A 22,415-nucleotide genomic window follows, 5' to 3' on the forward strand; every position below is an offset into this window, starting at 1 on the left:
ATCTCCGTTTTGATTTGGTTTCAGGATGGCGAATGATTTGCGGTTTGACCAATCAGTTTTGTTGAGTACTCGTGACCGTGTCCCGCAGCCGAACCTGGCCCGGGTCATGTGCAGCTGACGGCTGTCTCAGGTCTGAAGGGACGCTGCGATGGCTTCTATCCGGCCGCGTAACCAGCGATGGGCGGGGTCATTGGTCGATCTTTGATGCCAGACCATATAGATGGACACAGGCGGGCAGGCGAAAGGTAACGGTGCGCAATCCAGCGCGGCAAGTGGGCCCTGTTTCATCAGTGCCGTATCTGACGAGATCAGGTCGCTGCCCTGCACAAAGGCCGGGATCGCGTTGAAATGCGGCAGGGTTACAACCGCAGGATTGATCTGGCTTTGATCAACGCCGCGCATCACGGCACGGGCGTTTCGGCCATCGGCAAATCGCACCTCGACATGGTCGCTGTGGCAATAGTCCTGCCAGCTGCCCGGTGGTCGGCGTTGCGTGGCGTCGTAGAACACCATCAGCGGGCTTTTGATCAGTCTTTTCTGGAAAATATCTGGTCCGTCGGGAGGCAGCGGGGTCAGCATCAACTGGCACCGGTCGCTGCGCAACAACTCGGGATCGGGCACACCCGATGGGATGAATTCCAACCGCAGGCGCACGCCTTCGGCGCGGGTGTCACGCAGCAGCTGTGGAAAGATCAGCTCGCGTGGCATGTCATTGGAGGCGATGCGGATGTTGATCTGTTCCGACAACGGATCGAACGGTCGGCCGTCGGTCAGCGCGCGCATCCCGTCCAGTACCTTTTGCGCAGGCTCCTTCAGGGACAGGGCGCGTTCGGTAGGCGTTAGACCCTGACCTGAACGAACAAAGAGCGGGTCGCCCAGAACCTGCCGCAGTTTGGCCAGTGTATGGCTGATCGCAGATTGCGTAACCCCCAGCCGATCTGCGGCTTTCGAGACCGAGCTTTCCTCGAGTATCGTCAAAAAAATGCGTAGAACCTTGCCATCAAGGTCAGTGAAATCAATTTTGCTCATACTATTTATGATTAATCATGAATGGTTTTGCTGTCCATGGAGGGGTACGGGACGGGAATCAACAGGAGATATTCGATGGGGATCCGTTTATTCTCGGACAAAAACCGGCCCGTTCATATGGGCGGTTACCCGCTGGAGCGTTTGGCACGGCAAAATGACATGCCGGATCTGTCGCTTGTGCTCCCTTTGGCCGAGCTGAGTTTCCGCCGACCGGAACACCCTGACAGCATCGTCAATGCGATGGGTGAGTTTCAGGCGATGATGGACGCCATCCGCGACGGAATGGTGAACCCGGTTGCCTCGGAGATTCCATCGAACCCGCAGGAACGGGCCAACCACATTAAAGCATTCGGCTATTTCAACGATGCGTCGATGATGGGGTGCGGACCGCTGCCATCTGATGCGCTGTTGCCCGAGGCTCGCCGCAATCCCGATATTGACCGGCTTGCCCACGCTTTGCGCACCCGTCAGACCAAAACGCTGGCATCCGGGATCGACGTCATCATGGCTGATCTGAAAGACAGTATGGAGGCCGCGCCCAAGCCAATCGACAGCCATCGGCACAGCATTGTCTTTCTTTACGAACACAACCGCGACCCCGACCTGTCCGAACCCGGAGCTGATTGGATTGTCGACGCCCAGGATCATCGTGCCTGTCTGCTGGCGACCGAGAACGCGGTGGTCATCGCCAATTACATCCGCCTTTTGGGCTTTGACGCGCGGGCGCACAGCATGATGTCGACCGACATTGATTTGGGCAAGCTGGCGGTTGCCGCTGGGCTGGCTTCGGTCGAGAATGGCGAGGTCGTCGTGCCCTGGCTGGGCAAGCGCTTTTGTTTGGCCGCTGTGACGACTGAGATGCCGATCGCCCATGACAAACCGCTCAAGCCTATGGCCGATCAGCCCTGGTTCCGGACGCAGGGGCCGGCATGGTGGTTGGGAACGGGCTTTGCCAAGAACGCACTCAACCGTGACCCCTATGCCAAGCGGCGCTATGTGGACGGGGCACATCCGTTTGAGAAACTCAAACGGGTCGAGACACCTACGACCTTTATTGACGAAGAGAATGTCGCTCGCGTGCCCAAGCGTGCGGATATGTTTGCCCGGGCGCAGTTCGGAGATATGGGCAAGTCGCTACAGGACGCGGCCAAAGGTGGGTACTACGTACGCAAGGCAGCACCGAGTTTTGCCCAACGCCGCGCTTTGGGTGCGTTTGTGCTGTTGCAGGACGGTGAAAGCGCTGACGCGTCCAAGCAATCTGACGCGCAACGCAACGCAGCAAACATCAAGGCTGCGACTTATTTTCTGGGGGTCGATGCGGTGGGTCTCAGCCGCTGCCCGGAATGGGCCTGGTATTCCCATGACGCGACCGGCGAAGAAATCGTACCGCCCCATGATCAGGCCGTCAGCATGATCATCGATCAGGGATATGAGACTATGGAGGGTGCCAGCGGCGACGACTGGATCAGCGTCGCTCAATCGATGCGCGCCTATCTGAGATTCTCCTTGCTGGGTGGCGTGATTGCTCAGCAGATCCGCAATCTGGGCTACAAGGCCAAGGCGCACACGGTGATGGATGGCGAAGTTCTGCAACCTCCGCTTTTGTTGCTGTCCGGTCTGGGCGAAGTCAGCCGGATCGGCGAAGTGATCTTGAACCCCTATCTGGGGCCCCGCCTGAAATCAGGCGTGGTGACCACCGATATGCCGATCGCGCATGACAGGCCCATTGATTTCGGTCTGCAAAGCTTTTGTGAGTCTTGCAACAAATGCGCGCGCGAATGCCCATCGGGCGCGATCACGGCTGGGCCAAAGCTGATGTTCAACGGCTATGAAATCTGGAAATCCGACAGCCAGAAATGCGCGACCTACCGCGTGACCACTCCGGGCGGCGCGATGTGCGGGCGGTGCATGAAGACCTGCCCCTGGAACCTTGAGGGTATCTTCAAGGAACGCCCGTTCCGCTGGGCCGCGATGAACATCCCCTCTGCGGCGCCTGCATTGGCCAAGCTGGATGATGCGGTTGGCAATGGCGGTCTGAACGACACCAAGAAATGGTGGTGGGATATCGAGTTGCAGCCCGACGGGGCGTATCGGCCAACAACACACCCTTTGAACCGGCGCGATCTGCAAAAGGATCTGGACCTTAGATACGAGGATCAGACATTGGCGGTCTACCCGGCCTATTTGGCCCCGCACCCTTGGCCCTATCCGTTTGCAATGGATCGCGAGGCAGGAATTGCCGCCTATGAGGCTTTGGTGACAGCCAAAGAGTACAAGGCGCGCAAAGCTGCGGGGGATATGTCGATCATTCATCGCTATCAGGTCGCAGGTGATGCGCCGGTGATGAGGGTCGCTGTGACTAAGGTCGACAAGATGACCGCTGACGTCACCAAGTATGAATTTGCCTCCCTTGACGGTGCGCCGCTTCAGGAATGGTCCGCAGGCGCGCATCTGGATGTGCTTGTCGCGCCAGAGTTCCTGCGACAATACTCCATGTCCGGCGACCCGTCAGAACGGGGAACCTATCAGATCGGTGTTCTGCGCGAGGATGAAGGGCGGGGTGGCTCGGCATTGCTGCACCGAATTTTCAACGTTGGGCGCAAGGTTTTCATATCGAAACCGATCAACCATTTCGAACTGGACGAAGAGGCGTCCAGAACCATTTTGATGGGGGGTGGTATCGGTATCACTCCGATGATCGCATTTGCTTATCGCCTGCATGCATTGGGCATGGATTTCGAGTTGCACTACTCGGCCAGGACGCGGGGCGGTGCGGGGTATCTGGATGATCTGGCGGGGATGCCCTGGGCGAACCGCGTCCACTACCATTTCTCGGATGAAGGCACGCGCGCTGATCTGGATGCGATCCTTTCGGGGTATCAGCAGGGATGGCACGTCTATACGTGCGGGCCTGATCGGTTCATGGATGGCGTCATGCAGGCGGCCGAACATCAGGGTTTCCCCGAAGAGGCCCGACACCTTGAATATTTCTCTGTCCCGGAAACCCCGGAATACGAAAATCACCCATTTACCCTGAAACTCGCGCGTTCTGGTAGAACGCTGCCGGTGCCCGCAGACAAGGATGCCGCGCAGGTTCTGAACGAGGCGGGTTTCCACGTGGATGTGAAATGTGCCGATGGTATCTGTGGTGTGTGCAAATGTGGTGTCCTTTCGGGCGAGGTCGAGCATCGGGATTTCGTGCTGTCCAAAAAGCAGCGCCAAGGGGCCATGATTCTGTGCCAAAGCCGCGCTGTGGCGCCGGATGGTGTGATCGAGCTCGATCTGTAAGCATGGTCAGAAAGCGACCTTTGGACGGTGAAATTTGGTCGCTCGGCCCATGGACGTCAGGTGGGTGGTGAATTAACGTCGCCCGGAACCCAGATATCCCTGACCAACAGGTGCGAGGTAGCATTATGGATTATCACAGCCCCGCCAGCTTTGCCGAGGCTTCGGCTCTGGCCGCAAATGCGACGGGCATCACGCGCTTTCTGGCGGGCGGCACTGACGTATTGGTGCAGCTGCGCTCGGAGTTGGTGACGCCTGATACGCTGATCGACATCAAGAAAATCAACGGTGTACACGACATCACCCGCAACGCTGATGGAAGCTGGACGTTGGGAATTGCCGCAACCGGTGCCGAAATGAGCGAGCATCCTGAGTTGGGTCGTGACTGGCCCGGTGTGGTCGAGGCGATGGACCTGATCGGATCAACCCAGGTGCAGGGGCGCGCAACACCGACCGGTAACCTGTGTAACGGCTCACCTGCGGCTGATTCCGTGCCCGCCATGGTCGCAGCTGGTGTGACCGTCACCGTGACCGGTCCGGACGGTACTCGCGAAGTCGCGGTCGAGCATATTCCGACCGGCCCCGGCAAAACCTCGCTGGCCAAAGGCGAGCTGATCTCGGCGGTCAATATCCCGGCACGTGGAGAAAACGGCGGCGATGCCTATCTGCGGTTCATCCCCCGCACCGAAATGGACATCGCAGTGGTTGGCGTTGGTGTGAACCTGCGTCTTGACGGCGACACCATCACCGAGGCCCGTGTATCACTGGGCGCTGTGGCCCCGACCGTTCTGCTGGTCGAAGACTGTGCCAAGGCCATTATCGGCAGCACGCTGGATGATGCAGCCCTGGAAGCGCTGGCCGCCGCCGCCTCTGCCGCCTGTAACCCGATTGACGACAAGCGCGGCACGATCGCGTTCCGTACCGAGGTCGCAGGCGTTCTGGCCAAGCGCGCCGCAAAAATTGCTTATGCCCGCGCGAAGGGAGAAGACGCATGAAAAAGTTCCACGTAACCACCACCGTGAATGGCGATGCAGTCGAATACCTGTGTGATCCGCGTGAAACCCTGCTGGATTGTCTGCGTGACAAGTTGAACCTGACAGGCGCGAAAGAGGGGTGTGGCACCGGCGATTGCGGCGCATGCTCGGTCACCGTTGATGGCCGTATGGTCTGTTCATGCCTGATGCTGGGTGTCGAGGCCGAGGGTAAGCAGATCGAAACCGTCGAAGGCATTGCCGACGGTGATATTCTACATCCGCTGCAAAAGAAGATGATCGAACACGCCGCCCTGCAATGCGGCATCTGCACGCCGGGCATTCTGGTGGCGGCCAAGTCTCTGCTGGAGAAAAACCCGAACCCGACCGAGGAAGAAACGCGGTATTGGCTGGCAGGCAACCTCTGCCGTTGTACTGGATATGACAAGATCATTCGCGCCGTGATGGATACGGCGGCTGAGATGCGGGAGGCGTCGTAATGGCTCTGGACGATCGTAAATCAGATTTCACTTTTGTCGGCACCCGCCCCAACCGCCCGGACGGTCTGGACAAGGTGACAGGTCGCGCCAAATTCGGTGCGGATGCCTACGCCCCGGGAATGCTGCATGGCGCGATCCTGCGCTCACCTCATGCTCATGCGCGGATTGTGAAGATCGACGCGTCGAAAGCCGAGGCGCATAAGGATGTCAAAGCTGTTGTAACGCGTGCCGACTTTGCTGACGTGCCGTTCAAACCCGGTCTGGAAGGCGAATTCTATAACGTTCTGGAAAACGTTATGGCCGGTGAGAAAGCGCTATATGACGGGCACGCGGTTGCAGCGGTTGCTGCGACTTCGGCATTGGCGGCTCGTGACGCGCTCAAGCTGATCGAGGTCGAGTACGAAGTGCTGCCCCACGTCACCGATGTGGATAAGGCGATGGCACCGGATGCGCCTGTCATCCGCGAAGGAGCTGCGGATTATTCCGTGCCGGAAGGAATGCACCCGAACGTTGTCCGCTACCATGAAAGCGGTCACGGCGATGTCGAGGCCGGATTTGCCGAAGCTGATCTGGTCATCGAAGACAGTTTCGTCACCGAAGCGACGCATCAGGGTTATATCGAACCGCACGCTTGTTTGGCCATATTGGGTAATGACGGTAAGGGTGAGTTGTGGTGCACGACGCAGGGGCATTGGATTGCGCAGAAAACCTGTGCCGCGCTTCTGGGGATCGAAACCTCGCAGTTGCGTGTCACTGCGTCTGAGATCGGCGGAGGGTTTGGCGGTAAGACAACCGTTTTCATCGAACCCGTCGCATTAGCGCTCAGCCGTAAGGCCAATCGCCCGGTCAAGCTTGTGATGACCCGGTCCGAGGTGTTCCGGGCTACTGGTCCGACTTCGTCTGCCTCGATGGACGTCAAAATCGGCATGAAGAAAGACGGCACGATCTCGGCGGCTCAGGGCATCTTCCGCCTTCAGGGCGGAGCCTTTCCCGGCGCGCCGGGCGACATGACTGCCATGTGTGCCTTTGCGCCGTACAACCTGACCAACGTCAAGCAGATCGGCTATGACGTTATGGCCAACCGCCCAAAGCAGGCAGCGTACCGCGCGCCGGGTGCACCGATGGGTGCCTTTGCGGTCGAGTCGGTGATTGACGAGTTGTGCAACAAGCTGGGTCTCGACCCCGTTGAGGTACGCCTGAAAAACGCCGCGCATGAGGGCACGAAGGCCAGCTATGGACCGACCTACGAGCGCATCGGTCTTGTCGAAACGCTAGAAGCAGCCAAGGCGCATCCTCATTATTCGGCTCCGCTGAAGCCGGGGCAGGGGCGCGGTATTTCCTGTGGCTTCTGGTTCAACCATGGTGGCGAGACCAGCGTGTCGCTTGCCTTGTCCGAGGATGGCTCGGCTCAGGTGATGGTCGGAACGCCTGATATCGGTGGTTCGCGCGCATCGATGGCCCTGATGGCGGCCGAGGTTCTGGGCATCCCGTATGAGAATATCCGGGTGACCATCGCCGATACGGCCACACTGGGCTACAATGACGTAAGCCATGGCTCTCGCGTGACCTATGCGTCAGGGCTGGCAACTATCAAGGCTGCGAGGCACGCGGTCGAGAAACTGTGCGAACGGGCTGCGGCCAAATGGGGCATCCCGGTTGATGCGGTGAAATGGGAAAACGGCTGTGCGGTGCCCTCAGGCCCGAATGCAGGCGATTTCGATCCGATGCCGCTGGCCGATATCACCGCTGATATGGGCCGAACCGGTGGTCCGATCTCGGGCCATTTCGAGGCAACCCCCGAAGGTGCTGGCGTGTCCTTTGGCACCCACATCGTCGATGCCGAGGTTGACCCGGAAACCGGTAAGACCAGTGTGACCCGCTACACGGTCATTCAGGACGCGGGCAAAGCGATCCACCCGACCTATGTCGAAGGCCAGTATCAGGGCGGTGCCGCGCAAGGTATCGGCTGGGCCCTGAACGAGGAATATATCTACGGCGAAGACGGTCGATTGCAGAACTCGATCTTTCTCGACTACCGCATCCCGGTGGCCAGCGACCTGCCGATGATCGACACCGTGATCGTCGAGGTTCCGAATCCGGGCCACCCATTTGGAGTTCGCGGTGTGGGCGAAACGGGTATCGTGCCGCCACTGGCCGCCATCGCCAACGCTGTGTCCAACGCGGCTGGCGTGCGAATGAAGCGGCTGCCGATGTCGCCGCCACGCATTCTGGCCGCTCTCAAGGGCAATGGTTGAGGTTCACCTCTGGTCCGGCCTCCGGTCACTGACCGGGGGCCAGCAGGTGGTTGAGGTCGAGGCCAAAACCACCGGAGAGTTGCTGCGTGCGCTCGTGCGTGCGTATCCGCAGCTTCAAGCACCCATCGACGCTGGCGTATCTATCGCTGTCGACGGGCGCGTGATCGCGACCGGGCTGACCGAACCGATTCCCGAAGGCAGTGAAGTCTATTTGATGCAAAGGCTGAGGGGCGGTTAAGCGTCAGGCGACCAAGGCTCGCGCCCGACCATTCGGTCTGCTTCGGCCGTGATATCGTTCATGTGTTGTTCGAGACTCAAACGCAGCGTTTCTATTTCGTCTTCGCTGGCTTTCCGCGGAACTGTTTCTGTCCATTCTCGGCACAGAAAAACCCCCTCGTTACCCCATGGGCGGGGCATCAAAAGATGATCCCATGTTCCTGCTTCTCGCCCATGTTTCGCCGAAAAGGTAATACCAAAAACACGTTTACCCGATGTTCGCGCCCAAACCAGCGGAACCGTCGACAAAACCCGCTCTGGCCCACGGGGGCCGTCCGCCGCTATGCCAATGGATATCCCCTGTTTCATTTTGCCTAATACCTGTCGCGACAGGGCGACATGGCGTGCCTTGCTGGCCATGGCAATGGTGTCCATTCCAAACAACTTTTGCACGCGACCCACCATGCTGCCAGCCCGCGCAGAAGATGTAATCGAACAGATGCGCCCCTTGTCCAGCGGGAAAAAATAAGGCGACTGCGCCAGCCGTTGATGCCAGAGAACAACGATGACCGGCTCACCCTGTTCAGCCAACTGGTCCAGTTCTTCATAGCCGATGCGCTGCCAACGTGTGTTGCGGTGTACCAGCCGAATATAATTTGCAATCCGACGCGCCACCCAGTTTAGCACAGCTTCGCTGTCTGCAATCTTCTTACGGAGGTTCACGCCGGGTTCCTTCTGCTAACCGGTCCTTGTCTTAGCGCACCACGCATTTTGCGCAACTTGTTTGTCCGGACATTTCGTGGATCGGAATCTGAAAAAGCCTCTTGAGTCCGCCGCGCGGCTGGCATATCTGGGGCTCACTACAGGGGTATAGCTCAGTTGGTAGAGCGACGGTCTCCAAAACCGTAGGTCGCGGGTTCGAACCCTGCTGCCCCTGCCATTGAAATTGTCCGAATACTAAGTTGTGATTTCCAAGGATGAACGGGTTTCAGCCTTTGAGTTCGCTATACCTGTCTTCAGCTATTTCGCGCTTGGATCAATACTAGTCGCAGCATTGGCTTCGACAACACTGCTACAATGGCGCGAGGCCATCGTGACCTGTTGTTATCTTTTGTTGGCACCTGTTTTTTCGTGCGGGCGTGCCGCATCCAGTTTTTCAGCCCACATATTCTGATATTCTTGAAACACCGCTGGTTTGTCTGAGTGGAGCGCCATCAATGCACACGCGGCCCACATAGCGACATCGTAATCCGAGTCGGTCTTTTTCAGTAATTGCGCATTCAGTGCAGCGGCTTCTGATGTCGAAGGTTTATGCATTGCCATCGGACCCCTTGTGCCAACTGATACTGTTATTTGCAATCGTCCTGTCACGGACATTCACCAAAACCGACAGGTATCATTATGTGGGTAGAACAGTGAATGGGCTGGAAACAAGGCGTTAACGTGTCGTTAACTTTTTGCTGGGGTTCTTGTCCATAAGAGTGTTCATGTGACAGGTTCAAAGGTGAACTAAATCACAGACCAATCACTAGAATCCCGCTTTACTTACAACTGTTACGAGTTGGCGCTCACGTTCGGTACATGACGCTGTTTTGTTTTTCCCTCCTGTGGCCGGGGCGCGCTTGTGGTTGAGCGCGCCCTTCCTATGTCCGAATAACTAGGTTGCCGCCGATGCCGGTTCTGAGGCGGTAATCGAGGTTTCCTTGGGTGGGCGATTGACTTATTGTCCGGCCACGACGCAATCAGCCGGATGAGGATATATGTCGCGTTTTGATGGATATTTTCTGCGGCAGTTGCTGGTTTTATTCGGCTTCTTCACCCTCGTCCTGGTGGGTGTCTTCTGGATCACCCGTTCTGTCAGCCTGTTTGACAAAGTCATCAGCGGTGGCCAGTCCGCTATGGTGTTTCTTGAATTCACCGCGCTTACCCTGCCAACGCTTGTTCGTACGGTTATGCCGATGGCGGTATTTGCGGCTGCCGTCTATGCGACCAACAGATTGAGTCGCGAAAGCGAGATGACAGTGATGCTGGCAACCGGGTCAAGCCCGTGGCGACTAGCGCGGGCCGTTGTTTTGTTCGGTGTGATCACCGGTCTGATGATGGCTGCGATCAGTGTGTTCCTGCGCCCTGCATCGGTCCAACAACTGGAATACCGGCAAGCCGAAGTAGCAGGAGATGTGACAGCGCAGTTGTTGAATGAAGGCGAATTTCTGCACCCCGCCGAAGATGTTACGGTTTACATCGGTGGCATCGATTTGGACGGTACGTTGCACGAGGTGTTCGTATCCGATCGGCGCGACCCGGAAAACGCAGTCAGCTATTCCAGTGTGACGGCCTATCTGGTCAATAACGACGCGGGAATTCATCTGGTGATGGTCGACGGGGTGGCGCTGCGCTTGAACAAGGCGGGCAGAGTTCTCTCCTCGACCCTGTTTCAGGACGCATCATACGACATTTCGCAACTGACGAACGCAAGCCCGTTGGCAAACCGCAGCCTCGAAGCCATTCCGACCTCTGATTTGATCCTCAACCGGGATACGATTTCAGAAACCGAGGGGTTCAGCCAGGGTAAGTTGATCGAAGAACTGCATCAGCGATTTTCCTGGATAGCCATTTGCATCGCCGTGTCGCTGGCGGGGTATTCAACCCTGATGCTGGGCAGCTTTTCACGGTTTGGATTGTGGCCTCAGATTTTGGGTGCCTTTACCATTCTTGTGCTGCTTGAAGGCGTACGCGGGTTTGTGTCCCCGGTTGTGATCGATGACCCGAAGCTTTGGGCACTGCTTTACCTTCCTGCCGTTATGGGTGTGTTGATCTCATGCTGTTTTCTGCTTGTCGCAGGTCGTCCGCTTTTGCGGAAACGTGCGCGCGGGTCCGAGGTCATCCCAACACCCGCTTGATTTCAGGTTCGAAGTTCTTCCAGGCAACAACGAATGTCGTCGAATTCTTCGCGATCGCCACGGGCGACCAAATACATCGGCAACGGCAGGCTTACACTGTCTTCGACCCGTTCGAGCGCACCCGAAGCCAGATGTTGCGAAATGACGTAGTCGGGGAAGTAGCCGCATCCGCCTCTTTGCAGGACATATCGTAGCGCCATCATGCAATTGCCAAGAAACAAGGTCTGCCCTGAGGCGCGTCGCACAGCCGATCTAACGTGATCCTGGTAGATCTCTCCAAGTTCAAGATTGACGAAGACCAAATCGTTTTCTGCCGTTGCTGCTTGCGGGGTTCTGACGAGGGTTAGAAGCTCCGGTTCCAGTTCGTGATAGGTGACGCGTCGGTCTGATGGCGTTTCATGCGTGATCGCCACGTCCAGCACATGGGTCGCCACAGCTTCAACCATGTTCAGATCGTGATCGTAATTCAGTGTCAGCAGCAGTTTGTCAAAGCGCTGTTCGAACCGAACAGCCAGATCCACAAGCAAAGGGTCCCAGATGCTGAGCTGACCACCCAACCGAAGTGCCGGGCGGTTTTGCGTCTGCAACGGTAAGTCGCGCGACGCGAAGGCCCAAAGGGACAATATTTGTTCTGCATACGGTTTGAATTGTCTGCCAAATTCGGTCAGCGCTGTACCACCGGCGCCGCGGGTAAACAGTGGTCTGCCGGTTTCTTCTTCGATCAGATGAATGCGCGCGCTGACGGCCGTTTGAGTCACATTCAGCTTACGGGCAGCGGCATGAAAACCACCCGTTTCAGCCACACATAGAAAGGTTTCCAAAGCTTTGGTTCGCATACCGAGAGTATTTTTTGATCATTGTGATAAAATCAATTCATTTTTTTGAAGTTGCGACTCGTAATATTGTCGACTTCAGGAAACACGCCAAGGGATCAGCCATGCTGGACAAAAGCCACAAACCGACCTGGACCAGTTTTGAGAATGCCACCAAGGCCGACTGGGACGCCGTTATGGATTATGAAGAGGCGTATAATGCGGCTCTGCCGGATCGCATCCTCGACGCTATTCGGTCGTTGGACGAGGAATGGACACCCTATCCGGTCAACCGGTATCAGCACAGCCTTCAGGCCGCGACCCGGGCTTATGAGGATGGCGCGGATGAGGAGTTGGTGGTCGCCGCTCTGATCCACGATACCGGCGATATTCTGTCACCCTACAACCATGGAGAGCTGTCAGCGGCGATGATGAAGCCGTATGTCAGCGAGAAAACCTATTGGATACTCAAACACCATTGCGTGTTTCAGGGTTACTACTACAACCACCACCTTGGCGGCGACCGCAACGCGCGCGACAAGTATCGCGACAGCCCCCATTGGGAAGACTGTCGCTATTTCTGCCATGAATATGATCAGAAGGCGTTTGACCCAGACTATCCGACGAAACCGCTGGAGTTTTTTGAACCCATGCTGCGCTGCATCCTGAGCAAGGGCGAAGGCCATATGGAGCTGAACGAAACTGCCGAAGATTAACAGGCGGCCATCAGGCGATAGACAATCTGAGCTGTGGTGAAGTCCCAGGCGGCATTGCCGTCCGGGGCCAGCTCAACCACGTCGAAGCCCACGCATCTGCGCCCCTTGAGCGCGTGTTCGACCAGCCGCAGTGCCTGATAATAGCCCAACCCACCGGGCACCGGTGTTCCGGTGGCGGGCATCAGCGATGGATCCAACCCATCAACGTCGAAGCTGACATAGACCAGCTCGGGGAAGTCTGCAGGCAGGTCAACCGAATGGATGTTACCTGTCACCAGTTCCTCGGCATCCACGTGAAAAACGTGGTTTTTCAGTCGGCTTTGGGCCTCTTCAGTTGAAAAAGCGCGGACACCGAACTGGGCCAGCCGCACGCCTTCTTCGGCAAGCAGGTGCATCACTGAGGCATGGGAGTGTTTTTCGCCCTGATAGGCGTTGCGCAGGTCGGCATGGGCGTCGATCTGGACGATGCCGATGGGTTGGTTTAGCGCACGGGCTACACCTATCACTGCGCCATAGCTGAGGGAATGCTCGCCGCCCAAAGTGACCGGCACCTTTCCGGCCCGAATTGCAGCCTCGGTGCGGTGCGCAAGGCGTTCCATCACCTCGGGCAACGGGCCGTCACAATTCAGCGGTTCTTCGGTGAAAATCCCTTCGACACAGGGCTCCGCGTGACCGGTGATGCGTTCCAGTTCATTGCTGGCCTCGATAATCGCTTCGGGGCCTTTGGCCGTGCCGGAACCGTAAGAGACCGTGCGCTCCAAAGGCACCGGGATCACGCGAAAGCGGGCATCTTCGGTGCGTTCGGATGTGGTCAATTCGCTTTCGAGAAAAATGTTCATGAGAGTCTGTCCTTGAAGTCGTCATATCCGAACTGCCGGATGATCTTCAGCTCGTCCGTTTCGCTGTTCCACAGGGCGATTGTGGGCAAGGGGACGCCATTGAAGGTGTTTGTCTTGACCATCGAGTAATGTGCCTGATCGAGGAAGGCAAAACGCTGTCCGATCTCCAGCGGCTTGTCCCAGGTGTAGTCGCCAATAACGTCACCCGCCAGACAAGACGGGCCGCCAAGGCGATAGGCATGGCCTGTTTCGGCCTCATCCATCAGGGCAGGGCGATAGGGGGCCTCGATCACGTCGGGCATGTGGCATGTGGCCGAAATATCGGTGATCGCGAGGTTCATGCCGTTGGTCGGCAGGTCGAGGATTTCACCGATCAGAATACCTGCGTCCAGCGCCACAGCCTCGCCGGGTTCGAGATAAACATCAATGCCATAGGTTTCACGAATGTCCTTGAGGAAGGCCACCAGCCCGTCGCGGTCATAATCGTCGCGGGTGATGTGGTGGCCACCGCCAAAGTTCACCCACTTGAGTTGATCAAGGTACGGTTTGAGCTTCGGTTCGACAGCGTCCCAGGTGCGCTGCAAAGGCGCAAACCCTTGTTCACAAAGCGTATGCATGTGCAACCCGTCAACGCCACGCAAGGTGTCGGCGGTCAGTTGGCTGACCGGTGTGCCAAGGCGCGAGCACGGGGCGCAGGGATCGTATTTCGGAACCTCGCCTTCGGAATGTTCCGGATTAATGCGCAGTCCAACGTGCACTTTGGCGGCTTGGGCTTTGGCGAGAAACCGATCCTTTTGGGCAGGGGAGTTGAATATGACGTGATCGGACAACGACAGGATTTCGTCGAAATCCGCGTCTTTGTACCCGGCGCAGAAGGTGGCGACCTCTCCGCCATATTCCTCGCGGCCCAGCCGGGCCTCATAGATACCCGAGGCGCAGGTGCCCACAAGGTGTCGGCGCACCAACGGGGCCAGTGAGAACATTGAAAACGCCTTGAGCGCGCTGAGAACATGCGCGCCGGAACGGGTTCCGACATCAGCGAGGATTTTCAGGTTCCGTTCAACCGCTTTTTCGTCGACCACAAAGCAAGGGCTGGGTACACGGGAGAGGTTGAAATTGCGGAAGGCACCGGCGTCTCCGGCCTGTGTGGTCATCATGTCGGACATAACCGGCGTCTCCGTTTGGTGGAGAGGCCGGGGGCGCTGCCCCCGGACCCCCGGGATATTTAGGGCCAGATGAAGCTGAAGCGGATCAGAAGGTGACCGGGCCGTCGAGTTCATGGACCTGCCATGGCAGGCCATGTTCGTTCAGCATGGCCATGAAGTCGTCCGGGTCGAGCTGTTCCATGTTCCATACGCCGGGCTCGGTCCAGTTGCCTTTCAGCACCTGCGCCGCGCCGATCATGGCGGGGACACCGGTGGTGTAGCTGACGGCCTGGCTGCCGACTTCCGCATAGCATTCCTGATGATCGCAGATATTGTAGATGTAATAGGTCTTCTCGCCCGAGCCATCCTTGGCCTGACCTGTGGCGATATCGCCGATGCAGGCCTTGCCCTTGGTTTCCGCGCCCAGATCACCGGGATCAGGCAAAAGGGTTTTCAGGAATTGGATCGGAATGATTTCCTTACCGTCATGCATCACAGGGTCGATGCGGGTCATGCCTACGTTTTCCAAGACCTTGGCATGCATGATATAGGCGTCGCCGAATGTCATCCAGAAACGGGCACGCTCGATCTCGGGGAAGTGGGTCGAGAGCGATTCCAGTTCCTCGTGATACATCAGGTACATGTTCTTGGGGCCGATGGCGGGGAAATCGAACTCGACCTTGTGGGTCATGGCGGGAGAATGTTTCCATTCGCCGTTTTCCCAGTGGCGCACTTCGGCCAGTACTTCGCGCAGGTTGATTTCGGGGTTGAAGTTGGTGGCAAATTCCTGATCGTTCGAACCGCCATTGGCATCAAGCACGTCGATCTGGCGGATGGTGTCCAGCTTGTGCTTTTTCAACCATTTGGCAAAGACCGATGTGACCCCGGGATCGAAGCCCGAACCAAGGATGGCTGTCAAACCGGCCGCCTTAAACCGTTCCTGATAGGCCCATTGCCAGTGGTATTCGAACTTGGCCTCGTCCTTGGGCTCATAGTTCGCGGTGTCAACGTAATGAATGCCCGCCTCAAGGCATGCGTCCATCAGCACCAGATCCTGATAGGGCAGGGCGAGGTTTACGAGGATTTCAGCACCAGTTTCCTTGATCAGCTTTACAGTGTCTTCGACCTTGTAGGCGTCCAACTCGGCGGTCGCGATATCAACGCCCACACGGTCTTTCACCGACCTGGCGATAGCGTCGCATTTCGATTTCGTGCGGCTGGCCAGCGTGATTTCGGTGAAGATATCTGAATTCATTGCCATCTTGTGCACGGCAGCGTGGGATACGCCACCTGCGCCGACAACCAGTGTTTTGCCACTCAAAGTTCCCATGGGGGTGATCTCCTCTCAGGGGTTATTCGTAATAGGTGTAACCATTGATCGAGTCGCGGTAAGCGCTCATCAGGGTTCTGCGGTCCTTGGCTTTCAGGGTGCCGGTCGAAATCGCCTCATCCACCATTTTGCGGAAGGCGGCGACGCAATCCTGCGGGTCGAATTCGACATATGACAGAACCTGGCTGATCGTGTCGCCCTCTTGTTCGTGCAGCAGGTCAAAGCCACCGTCCCGACGCAGGTCTATGGTGACGACGTTGGTGTCACCAAAGAGATTGTGCAGATCGCCCAAGGTCTCCTGATAGGCGCCGACGAAGAAGACACCCATGAAGTATTCGTCCTCTTCGGGCAGGGAATGCACCGGCAGGCTGGGGGAAACACCGTCGGCCAGAATGAACCGGTCGATCTTGCCGTCGCTGTCGCAGGTGATATCGGACAGCACGGCGCGACGGTCGGGGATCTGGTTCAGATATTGCAACGGCACGATCGGGTGCAGCTGGTCGATGGCCCAGACATCTGGCAACGACTGGAACAGCGAGAAGTTGCAGTGATAGATATCAGCAACCTTTTCAAGCTGGTCATTCAGGTCCGTTTCCAGATCCTCTGACGCGGCCAATGCCTTGAGCCGGGCCATCAGCGACAGATATATCCGTTCGGCCCGCGCCATCTGACGCAGGTCGACATAGCCGCGACGAAACAGGGCGCGCAGCTCGTTACGATAGAAGGTGGCGTCGTTCCAGCATTCCTGCAGACGGTCGCGGGAGAGGTATCCGTGCACCGCGGCGAGGTCCGAGACCAAGTGGTGGTCATCCGGATCAACCTCGGGGCCATTGGGCGCATCGTAAAGCGTGCTTTCGAGCACGTTGAAGACCAGCATCGAGGACGTCGCCACCACCGCGCGCCCACTTTCCGTGACCAGTGTCGGATGGCCCACCTCTGCCTCGTCCAGGGCGTAGGCCACGGTTTCGACGACATTGGCGCAGTATTCTTCGACCGTGTAGTTGATCGAGTTTTCGGCAGCTTTCTTTTCGCCGGTGTAATCGACCCCCATGCCGCCACCCAGATCCAGGTGAGTCAATGGAACGCCTTCGCGAGTTAGCTCGGTGTAATAGCGACAGGCTTCGCCCACAGCGCGGCGCACATCGTTGACATCCTGAACCTGGCTGCCCAGATGTGAATGCTGCAGCTTGAGGCAATGCAGCAAGCCTGCGTCTTTCAGCTTGTCTACCGTGGCGATAAGCTGATCGGTGTTCATCCCAAAGGCCGAGCGGTCGCCCGAACTTTCTTCCCATTTGCCGCTGATCTGGTTGGTCAGCTTCACCCGAACACCGATCAGGGGCTCGATGCCCAGTTCGTTGTAAACTTCTATTACCGTGTCGGCCTCTTTCGGGCTTTCCAGAACGATGACCGTGTTGAACCCAATCTTGCGGCTTAGAATCGCCAGTTGGATGAACTCGGCATCTTTGACGCCGTTGCACACGATCAGCGCGTCAGGGGCCAGACGATGGGCCAGCGCAATCACCAGTTCGGGTTTAGAGCCTGCCTCGAGCCCATAGTTATATTTCTTCCCAAACTCGACGATCCGGTCAACAACCTGGGCCTGTTGGTTTACCTTGATCGGGAATACGCCGCGATAGCTGCCATTATAGCCCACGCGCGTAATCGCATCTTGGAAACTTTCGTTCAGATGGGCGATTTCGTGTTCCAGATAAGACGCGACTCGTAGGACCATCGGTGCCTTGATGCCGCGGTCGTCCAGATCGCTGAGGATACCGGGCAGGCTGATCGCCGCTGTCTCGGGGGCCATGGGATTGCGCAGACCGATCTCGCCCTGTTCGGTCACCTCGATGAGGCCTTTGCCCCATTTCTCAACTCCGTAGATGGAATGCGGTGCGTCGGGCGTCTGTTTCAATCAAGTCGGTCCTTAACGTAGGGTGCCAGTTTCGCGCCCGCCAATACGGCAGCAGTTTGATTCTTCCAAGTGTAAACTATCTGATTGGGGATTCCGAATTTTACGCGGACGGGTGGATTGGGATCAGATGATTGTCCCATTGGCATTCGGCGCGGGTTCGAACAGCTGGGCGCGCGCCCGTCAATGTCCCGAAGGCGCCTGTTCCCGTGGTAAAGACCAACCCGTTCGCACCGGCCCCAAGCCCACAGACATCCTCAAGCGCGAAGGCGCCGATGAATGTGCCACTGGTTGTGTCAAACTGGTGCAGCGCATTGCCGCGCGGACAGGTGATTGCGATCGTCTCGGCGTCGGCTGAAAATGCGATGCTGCCAGCGTATCCCTGCAACATGCTTTGTTCGTGATCCGGCGCGGCAAGCAGGCGCGGGGCTTCACCCTGACGATGCAGGCCCAACAGGGGCGGGTGTTCGGACTTGCTGCCCTGCCATTGCATGGCAAAGCCAACCAGACCGTCGCTCCGCACCGCCAGATGGCGGATCGAGTTCTTGTGAAGCTCGTCAGGTAACGACACCTGCTCTTGGATCCTGCCCGACAGGGTGAGATAGCTCAGGTTGGGTGCCATCGTCGGCAGGTTCAGCTTTGTGCGCCCGGTTTCGGGGTGCGTTTCGATCCCGCCATTGGCAATCACCAGCGTTTCCCCGTCGGGCATCAGGCGCATGTCATGCGGGCCTATTCCGCCCGATGAAAACTCACCCAGACGCGAAGAACTTTCTGCGTCCCAGACACTGATAATACCTGTCCCGGCTTCGTAGTCGTTCTCGGTGGCATAAAAATACGCGCCATCTGCCGAGAATGTGCCGTGGCCATAGAAGTGTCGGCTTTCAGGGGCCTTTAGCTGCGCAATCTGCGCGCCGGTTGCGCAATCGATGACGATGGCAAAGGTGCCCGGACGCCTGGCAAACGCGACCGCCAGAGCTTTGTGCGGGTGGGCAGCGGCCGCATGTCCGCGTCCGGGTAGAGGCACGGAGAACACGATCGCGCCCAATGTGCTCAACCCGGCAAGTCGAAAGGACCCGTCGGGAAACAGCCCTGCGGCCAGAAAATCAGGCGAACCGGCCGAGGCCCACCCGCGGATCGGGGAAATCGTGGTCGCGGCAAGACCGGCAAGAAAATGGCGGCGTGACGTCATGGGTTAGTCTCCGTCCAGCGAGTTGAATCCTGCGCTGATCCCCAATGTCGGACCCAGCTCGGTCACGGCGATGGTGCTGATATCGTGGATCGACTGTTGAAGCGCCTCGATCCGGAACCGGGCCTGGGGATCTGAAACCCCGGCCAGCGAGGGATCGTCAATGGATTGAGCGTTCTGGATGGCACGTGCAAACGCAGCGTCCAGTTCCAACGCGATTTCGGGGTGATCAAAAGACAGCCGTGCGGCTAAATCTCGCAAGGATATCAGCGACAGTTCTACATGGCGTAAAGACCGCCCGGACCGCCACGCTTCTGCCCGGTTCGGACGGGGGCGGTCAAATGTCCCCATGGGGCGACCCAGCCGAGTGTCAGCCGTGAACTCAAGACCTGTGGACAGGGCCTTGAACAACTCTTGCATCGCTTCGTCCTGCGTCCGGTAGCGGCTATTTTCTCCGGGTTGGGTAAGGCTAGGGGCATAGATGTGCCAGTCCTGCGCCATCGCGCGGGCATTGGCATCGATATCCGCCGTGATCGCCCTGATCAGCGCGCAGCGATATTCGGCATTGCCCTGTTCCGCGAAGGTGGGATCGAACAACATCCGTTCGAGGGCAAAGAACCCGCGCCCTGCGATTGACGTTTCGGCATAGGCGTCCGGGCTTTGCACGGCATCATCCTGAGCCTCGATATGCTGGGACAGAGTTTTGGATGTGAACCCTTTCGTGTCGGGCCAGAAAGCCAAGGCGAAAACGCGGTCATCGACCTCGGTCGGACCAAACCGCAGGTGGCTGGCTGAAATCCAGCTGTCGAAAGCCGCATCGTAGGCCGCGCGCAGCGCCGGTGAGGTCGGATCGCACTCAACCAATGATGCGCTGACAAGCGCGCCGGTCGTTTCCGGAAGGGTCTCGAACCGGGGCAGGATATGTGTCTCGGCAACGTCCATCAGGATCGGTGCGCGATCCTGTGCCTGCGCGGCAAGTGGCATCAACAACACTGCAACAAGGGTAAGAAAACGCATGGGTCACAGGCTTTCCAGAAATTTGATCAGGGCGTCACGGTCTGCCTTGGGCATCGAGACTACGGCATCACGGGCAGCCTGCGCTTCACCGCCATGCCACAGGATCGCCTCTAGCAAGGTGCGCGCCCGCCCGTCATGCAGAAACTCCGTGTGGCCCGAGACGCGTTCGGTCAGGCCAACGCCCCACAAAGGCGGCGTGCGCCATTCCCGGCCTGTCGCTCGGGCCTCGGGGCGATTGTCGGCCAGACCTTCGCCCAGGTCATGCAGCAACAGGTCGGTGTAGGGCCAGATCAACTGAAAACTGTGCTCGGGCCGGTCTTCCATCCGATGGGTGACATGTGACGGTGTGTGGCATGACGCGCAGCCGGTCGCATGGAATACCTCTTTGCCGCGCAAAACCTTGGGGTTGTCCACGTCGCGGCGACCCGGCACGCCCAGATTGCGGCTGTAGAAAGCGACCAGGTCCATACCCTGATGATCGATCTCAAAGCCGCGCTCATCATCGTCGCCGTGCGGGGCTTTGATGCAGTTCACCTGCACATTGGTGCAGTCCCCGTGCGGAGCAGGGTAGAGCGGGTTCGATATGCCGATATCCCCGGCAAAAGCAGCAGCCGATTGTTCCATAACTGTCGGCATCCCCGCCTTGTGACCGAACCGGCCCATCATTGGGATGTCAAACTCGACCGACCAGACGATATTCGGGCGACCCGATATGCCGTCCCCATCCAAATCGTCGGGGTCGGCCCTGGCGAGCAGGTCTTCGACCGGGATCGCTTCCAACAGGCCAAGCCCGATCATCTGCGGCGCGATCCGTGGGCTTAGCATCGCGTCCGGGTGCAGCGGACCATAACCCAGACCGGCTGCCTGATAAGTCGGGCGGCGCAGTGAGGCGGTTTCACCGTCAGAAAGCGCTACCGGGATTTCTTCGTACGAGATGTCCAGCCGGTATTCCGCTGGATGACCTGCCAGTGCGAAATCCTGCATCTGCCCACCATAGGTAGGCTCGGGCACAGTGGCGATGTATTCTTCGATCGCTGCATAGCCATCTTCCGACGTGCCGGGGATCGAGACCCGCAGGAACATCGAAACCGCGTTGTCATCGGGCCCGTTTGGCGTGTGCCCGCGCCCATCCTTGATATGGCAGCGCTGGCATGACCGCGCGTTATAGAGCGGCCCCAACCCGTCAGAGGCGAGCGTCGATGAGGGCGACGAAACCCAAACCTTCTTGAACAGCCCGTTTCCGACCTTGAAATTCAGCTCCTGTTCAAAGCTCAAGTTGTCTGAGGGTTGCGAGAACGCATCCGCGTCCGTACGAACTCGAACTGTCGCGGCCCCGGCGGGCAGTTCTTCAAATTGCTGCGGTGCGCTGAAATCCTGGGGCGGCGCCGTGACAACGGCAATCCGGGCGCGTTCATCGTCAGTGCGGGGGGTGACGTTCAGATGCAGATCCACCAGTTCGGCTGACAGGGAAGGGGTGGCCGCAAAGGCGACCACCGACAGGGCGACAAAGCTATTCGCCTTCGTCCATTTTCGATGCGTTGAGTTGCGCATAATTGGCTTCGCCGATCCTTTCATAGAGGTCGAGCTGCGTTTCGAGAAAGTCGATATGACCCTCTTCATCGGACATCAACTTCTCGAACAGCGACATCGAGACATAGTCGCCGGCATCCCGACAGTATTCGCGCGCTTCCTTGTACAAGGCCCGTGCATCAATCTCGGCCGCAAGGTCACATTCCAGCGTTTCCTTTGGTGTTTGACCTATCCGAAGCGGGTCTAGCTTCTGAAGGTTGGGGTGGCCTTCCAGAAAGATGATCCGTTCGATTAGCATGTCCGCGTGGCCCATCTCTTCGATGCTTTCCTCGCGGCTTTTCTTGGCCATGTGGCCAAGTCCCCAGTCTTCCTGCAACCGGTAGTGCAGCCAGTATTGGCTGACAGCAGTCAGTTCATGCCGCAGAGATTTGTTGAGATATTCGATGACTTTTGGATCGCCCTTCATCTGCACTCTCCTGTGATACTGCCGCGCGCAGGGCGCGGAGTTGCATGGGTACTTCGAGATTATCGCTTGACCGCATCGTGTCCAGAAACAGAGGCATGCATCCGCCGCAATCCGCCGATTTTCCAAGAGCACGGTAAACCTTGCCCGGGGTGATGATGGTTCGGGGGTCGGCTGTCCGCATCCAGTCGATGGAGGCGCGGATGTCGTGGTCCGAGATGTTGGTGCAGTGGCAGACAATCATGGATGTTGGCTTGAGTTTGTGTGGCTCAGTGGGCTGGCGGGTCAGCGTGTTGAGTGTACCGGGGGCAG

Annotated in this window: 20 protein-coding genes and 1 tRNA gene; 8 read left to right on the top strand and 13 right to left on the bottom strand. The window is 58.0% G+C overall.

Annotated elements, in window-relative coordinates:
* Positions 1 to 126: 126 nt before the first annotated feature.
* Complete coding sequence (locus tag ACR0BK_RS05235; protein ID WP_480553974.1) at positions 127 to 1,029, bottom strand: LysR family transcriptional regulator; 903 nt, start codon at positions 1,027 to 1,029, stop codon at positions 127 to 129.
* A gap of 75 nt (positions 1,030 to 1,104) precedes the next feature.
* Here ACR0BK_RS05235 and ACR0BK_RS05240 point away from each other — a divergent pair, with 75 nt between their 5' ends.
* The 5 genes from ACR0BK_RS05240 to ACR0BK_RS05260 all read left to right on the top strand — a co-directional run bounded on the left by ACR0BK_RS05240 (position 1,105) and on the right by ACR0BK_RS05260 (position 8,278).
* Positions 1,105 to 4,317 carry a reductive dehalogenase gene (locus ACR0BK_RS05240; RefSeq protein WP_480553975.1) on the top strand — a complete coding sequence of 1,071 codons (3,213 nt, stop codon included), beginning with the start codon at positions 1,105 to 1,107 and terminating at the stop codon, positions 4,315 to 4,317.
* A 125-nt stretch (positions 4,318 to 4,442) separates the two neighbouring features.
* Complete coding sequence (locus ACR0BK_RS05245; RefSeq protein WP_480553976.1) at positions 4,443 to 5,309, top strand: FAD binding domain-containing protein; 867 nt, start codon at positions 4,443 to 4,445, stop codon at positions 5,307 to 5,309.
* Positions 5,306 to 5,785 (top strand): (2Fe-2S)-binding protein, encoded by a 480-nt coding sequence (locus tag ACR0BK_RS05250; protein ID WP_480553977.1) that lies wholly within the window; start codon positions 5,306 to 5,308, stop codon positions 5,783 to 5,785. Before ACR0BK_RS05245 ends, ACR0BK_RS05250 begins: the two co-directional genes overlap by 4 nt.
* Entirely contained in the window at positions 5,785 to 8,040 is a 2,256-nt protein-coding gene (locus ACR0BK_RS05255) for a xanthine dehydrogenase family protein molybdopterin-binding subunit (protein WP_480519047.1), read from the top strand. Before ACR0BK_RS05250 ends, ACR0BK_RS05255 begins: the two co-directional genes overlap by 1 nt.
* Positions 8,033 to 8,278, top strand: a complete 246-nt coding sequence (locus ACR0BK_RS05260; RefSeq protein WP_480519045.1) for a MoaD/ThiS family protein — start codon at positions 8,033 to 8,035, stop codon at positions 8,276 to 8,278. Before ACR0BK_RS05255 ends, ACR0BK_RS05260 begins: the two co-directional genes overlap by 8 nt.
* Here the strand turns inward: ACR0BK_RS05260 and ACR0BK_RS05265 are convergent.
* Entirely contained in the window at positions 8,275 to 8,979 is a 705-nt protein-coding gene (locus ACR0BK_RS05265; RefSeq protein WP_480475628.1) for a lysophospholipid acyltransferase family protein, read from the bottom strand. The genes ACR0BK_RS05260 and ACR0BK_RS05265 overlap by 4 nt on opposite strands.
* Positions 8,980 to 9,120: 141 nt before the next feature.
* Between ACR0BK_RS05265 and ACR0BK_RS05270 the strand changes: the two genes are divergently transcribed.
* Positions 9,121 to 9,196, top strand: a tRNA-Trp gene (locus tag ACR0BK_RS05270).
* 164 nt (positions 9,197 to 9,360) lie between these two features.
* Here ACR0BK_RS05270 and ACR0BK_RS05275 read toward each other — a convergent pair.
* A complete protein-coding gene (locus tag ACR0BK_RS05275) occupies positions 9,361 to 9,579 on the bottom strand; it encodes a hypothetical protein (RefSeq protein ID WP_480553978.1) in 219 nt (72 codons plus the stop codon).
* Between the two features lie 437 nt (positions 9,580 to 10,016).
* Here ACR0BK_RS05275 and lptF point away from each other — a divergent pair, with 437 nt between their 5' ends.
* A complete protein-coding gene (gene lptF / locus ACR0BK_RS05280; RefSeq protein WP_480553979.1) occupies positions 10,017 to 11,156 on the top strand; it encodes an LPS export ABC transporter permease LptF in 1,140 nt (379 codons plus the stop codon).
* A gap of 2 nt (positions 11,157 to 11,158) precedes the next feature.
* Here lptF and ACR0BK_RS05285 read toward each other — a convergent pair whose 3' ends face one another.
* Entirely contained in the window at positions 11,159 to 11,992 is an 834-nt protein-coding gene (locus ACR0BK_RS05285; RefSeq protein ID WP_480553980.1) for a LysR family transcriptional regulator, read from the bottom strand.
* Between the two features lie 101 nt (positions 11,993 to 12,093).
* Here ACR0BK_RS05285 and ACR0BK_RS05290 point away from each other — a divergent pair, with 101 nt between their 5' ends.
* A complete protein-coding gene (locus ACR0BK_RS05290) occupies positions 12,094 to 12,684 on the top strand; it encodes an HD domain-containing protein (protein ID WP_480553981.1) in 591 nt (196 codons plus the stop codon).
* Here the strand turns inward: ACR0BK_RS05290 and speB are convergent.
* From speB to ACR0BK_RS05335, 9 genes are all read right to left on the bottom strand, one after another.
* Positions 12,681 to 13,523 carry an agmatinase gene (gene speB / locus ACR0BK_RS05295; RefSeq protein ID WP_480553982.1) on the bottom strand — a complete coding sequence of 281 codons (843 nt, stop codon included), beginning with the start codon at positions 13,521 to 13,523 and terminating at the stop codon, positions 12,681 to 12,683. The two genes, ACR0BK_RS05290 and speB, sit on opposite strands and share 4 nt — an antisense overlap.
* Positions 13,520 to 14,689 (bottom strand): carboxynorspermidine decarboxylase, encoded by a 1,170-nt coding sequence (nspC, locus tag ACR0BK_RS05300; protein ID WP_480553983.1) that lies wholly within the window; start codon positions 14,687 to 14,689, stop codon positions 13,520 to 13,522. The genes speB and nspC overlap by 4 nt, the downstream gene beginning before the upstream one ends.
* Positions 14,690 to 14,774: 85 nt before the next feature.
* On the bottom strand, positions 14,775 to 15,998 hold the full coding sequence (locus ACR0BK_RS05305) for a saccharopine dehydrogenase family protein (protein WP_480553984.1): 1,224 nt from the start codon (positions 15,996 to 15,998) through the stop codon (positions 14,775 to 14,777).
* Positions 15,999 to 16,020: 22 nt separating this feature from the next.
* Entirely contained in the window at positions 16,021 to 17,910 is a 1,890-nt protein-coding gene (gene speA / locus ACR0BK_RS05310; RefSeq protein ID WP_480553985.1) for a biosynthetic arginine decarboxylase, read from the bottom strand.
* 100 nt (positions 17,911 to 18,010) lie between these two features.
* Positions 18,011 to 19,096 carry a DUF1513 domain-containing protein gene (locus ACR0BK_RS05315; RefSeq protein WP_480553986.1) on the bottom strand — a complete coding sequence of 362 codons (1,086 nt, stop codon included), beginning with the start codon at positions 19,094 to 19,096 and terminating at the stop codon, positions 18,011 to 18,013.
* Between the two features lie 3 nt (positions 19,097 to 19,099).
* Positions 19,100 to 20,110: an imelysin family protein gene (locus ACR0BK_RS05320; protein ID WP_480553987.1), complete on the bottom strand. Its 1,011-nt coding sequence runs from the start codon at positions 20,108 to 20,110 to the stop codon at positions 19,100 to 19,102.
* A 3-nt stretch (positions 20,111 to 20,113) separates the two neighbouring features.
* Positions 20,114 to 21,661, bottom strand: coding sequence for a di-heme oxidoreductase family protein (locus tag ACR0BK_RS05325; RefSeq protein ID WP_480553988.1), 1,548 nt, complete (start codon positions 21,659 to 21,661; stop codon positions 20,114 to 20,116).
* Complete coding sequence (bfr, locus tag ACR0BK_RS05330) at positions 21,621 to 22,106, bottom strand: bacterioferritin (protein WP_480475650.1); 486 nt, start codon at positions 22,104 to 22,106, stop codon at positions 21,621 to 21,623. The genes ACR0BK_RS05325 and bfr overlap by 41 nt, the downstream gene beginning before the upstream one ends.
* On the bottom strand, positions 22,054 to 22,347 hold the full coding sequence (locus ACR0BK_RS05335; protein ID WP_480553989.1) for a (2Fe-2S)-binding protein: 294 nt from the start codon (positions 22,345 to 22,347) through the stop codon (positions 22,054 to 22,056). Before ACR0BK_RS05335 ends, bfr begins: the two co-directional genes overlap by 53 nt.
* Between the last annotated feature and the right edge of the window lie 68 nt (positions 22,348 to 22,415).

The sequence above is a fragment of the Ruegeria sp. AF1 genome, assembly GCF_056542125.1.

Coding starts and splice junctions, on each gene's coding strand:
- ACR0BK_RS05275 (WP_480553978.1), bottom strand. CDS start 9,579: ATGGCAATGCATAAACCTTCGACATCAGAAGCCGCTGCACTGAATGCG.
- ACR0BK_RS05325 (WP_480553988.1), bottom strand. CDS start 21,661: ATGCGCAACTCAACGCATCGAAAATGGACGAAGGCGAATAGCTTTGTC.
- ACR0BK_RS05235 (WP_480553974.1), bottom strand. CDS start 1,029: ATGAGCAAAATTGATTTCACTGACCTTGATGGCAAGGTTCTACGCATT.
- ACR0BK_RS05335 (WP_480553989.1), bottom strand. CDS start 22,347: ATGATTGTCTGCCACTGCACCAACATCTCGGACCACGACATCCGCGCC.
- lptF (WP_480553979.1), top strand. CDS start 10,017: ATGTCGCGTTTTGATGGATATTTTCTGCGGCAGTTGCTGGTTTTATTC.
- speB (WP_480553982.1), bottom strand. CDS start 13,523: ATGAACATTTTTCTCGAAAGCGAATTGACCACATCCGAACGCACCGAA.
- ACR0BK_RS05255 (WP_480519047.1), top strand. CDS start 5,785: ATGGCTCTGGACGATCGTAAATCAGATTTCACTTTTGTCGGCACCCGC.
- ACR0BK_RS05240 (WP_480553975.1), top strand. CDS start 1,105: ATGGGGATCCGTTTATTCTCGGACAAAAACCGGCCCGTTCATATGGGC.
- ACR0BK_RS05250 (WP_480553977.1), top strand. CDS start 5,306: ATGAAAAAGTTCCACGTAACCACCACCGTGAATGGCGATGCAGTCGAA.
- ACR0BK_RS05285 (WP_480553980.1), bottom strand. CDS start 11,992: ATGCGAACCAAAGCTTTGGAAACCTTTCTATGTGTGGCTGAAACGGGT.
- ACR0BK_RS05290 (WP_480553981.1), top strand. CDS start 12,094: ATGCTGGACAAAAGCCACAAACCGACCTGGACCAGTTTTGAGAATGCC.
- bfr (WP_480475650.1), bottom strand. CDS start 22,106: ATGAAGGGCGATCCAAAAGTCATCGAATATCTCAACAAATCTCTGCGG.
- ACR0BK_RS05315 (WP_480553986.1), bottom strand. CDS start 19,096: ATGACGTCACGCCGCCATTTTCTTGCCGGTCTTGCCGCGACCACGATT.
- ACR0BK_RS05305 (WP_480553984.1), bottom strand. CDS start 15,998: ATGGGAACTTTGAGTGGCAAAACACTGGTTGTCGGCGCAGGTGGCGTA.
- ACR0BK_RS05245 (WP_480553976.1), top strand. CDS start 4,443: ATGGATTATCACAGCCCCGCCAGCTTTGCCGAGGCTTCGGCTCTGGCC.
- nspC (WP_480553983.1), bottom strand. CDS start 14,689: ATGTCCGACATGATGACCACACAGGCCGGAGACGCCGGTGCCTTCCGC.
- ACR0BK_RS05320 (WP_480553987.1), bottom strand. CDS start 20,110: ATGCGTTTTCTTACCCTTGTTGCAGTGTTGTTGATGCCACTTGCCGCG.
- ACR0BK_RS05260 (WP_480519045.1), top strand. CDS start 8,033: ATGGTTGAGGTTCACCTCTGGTCCGGCCTCCGGTCACTGACCGGGGGC.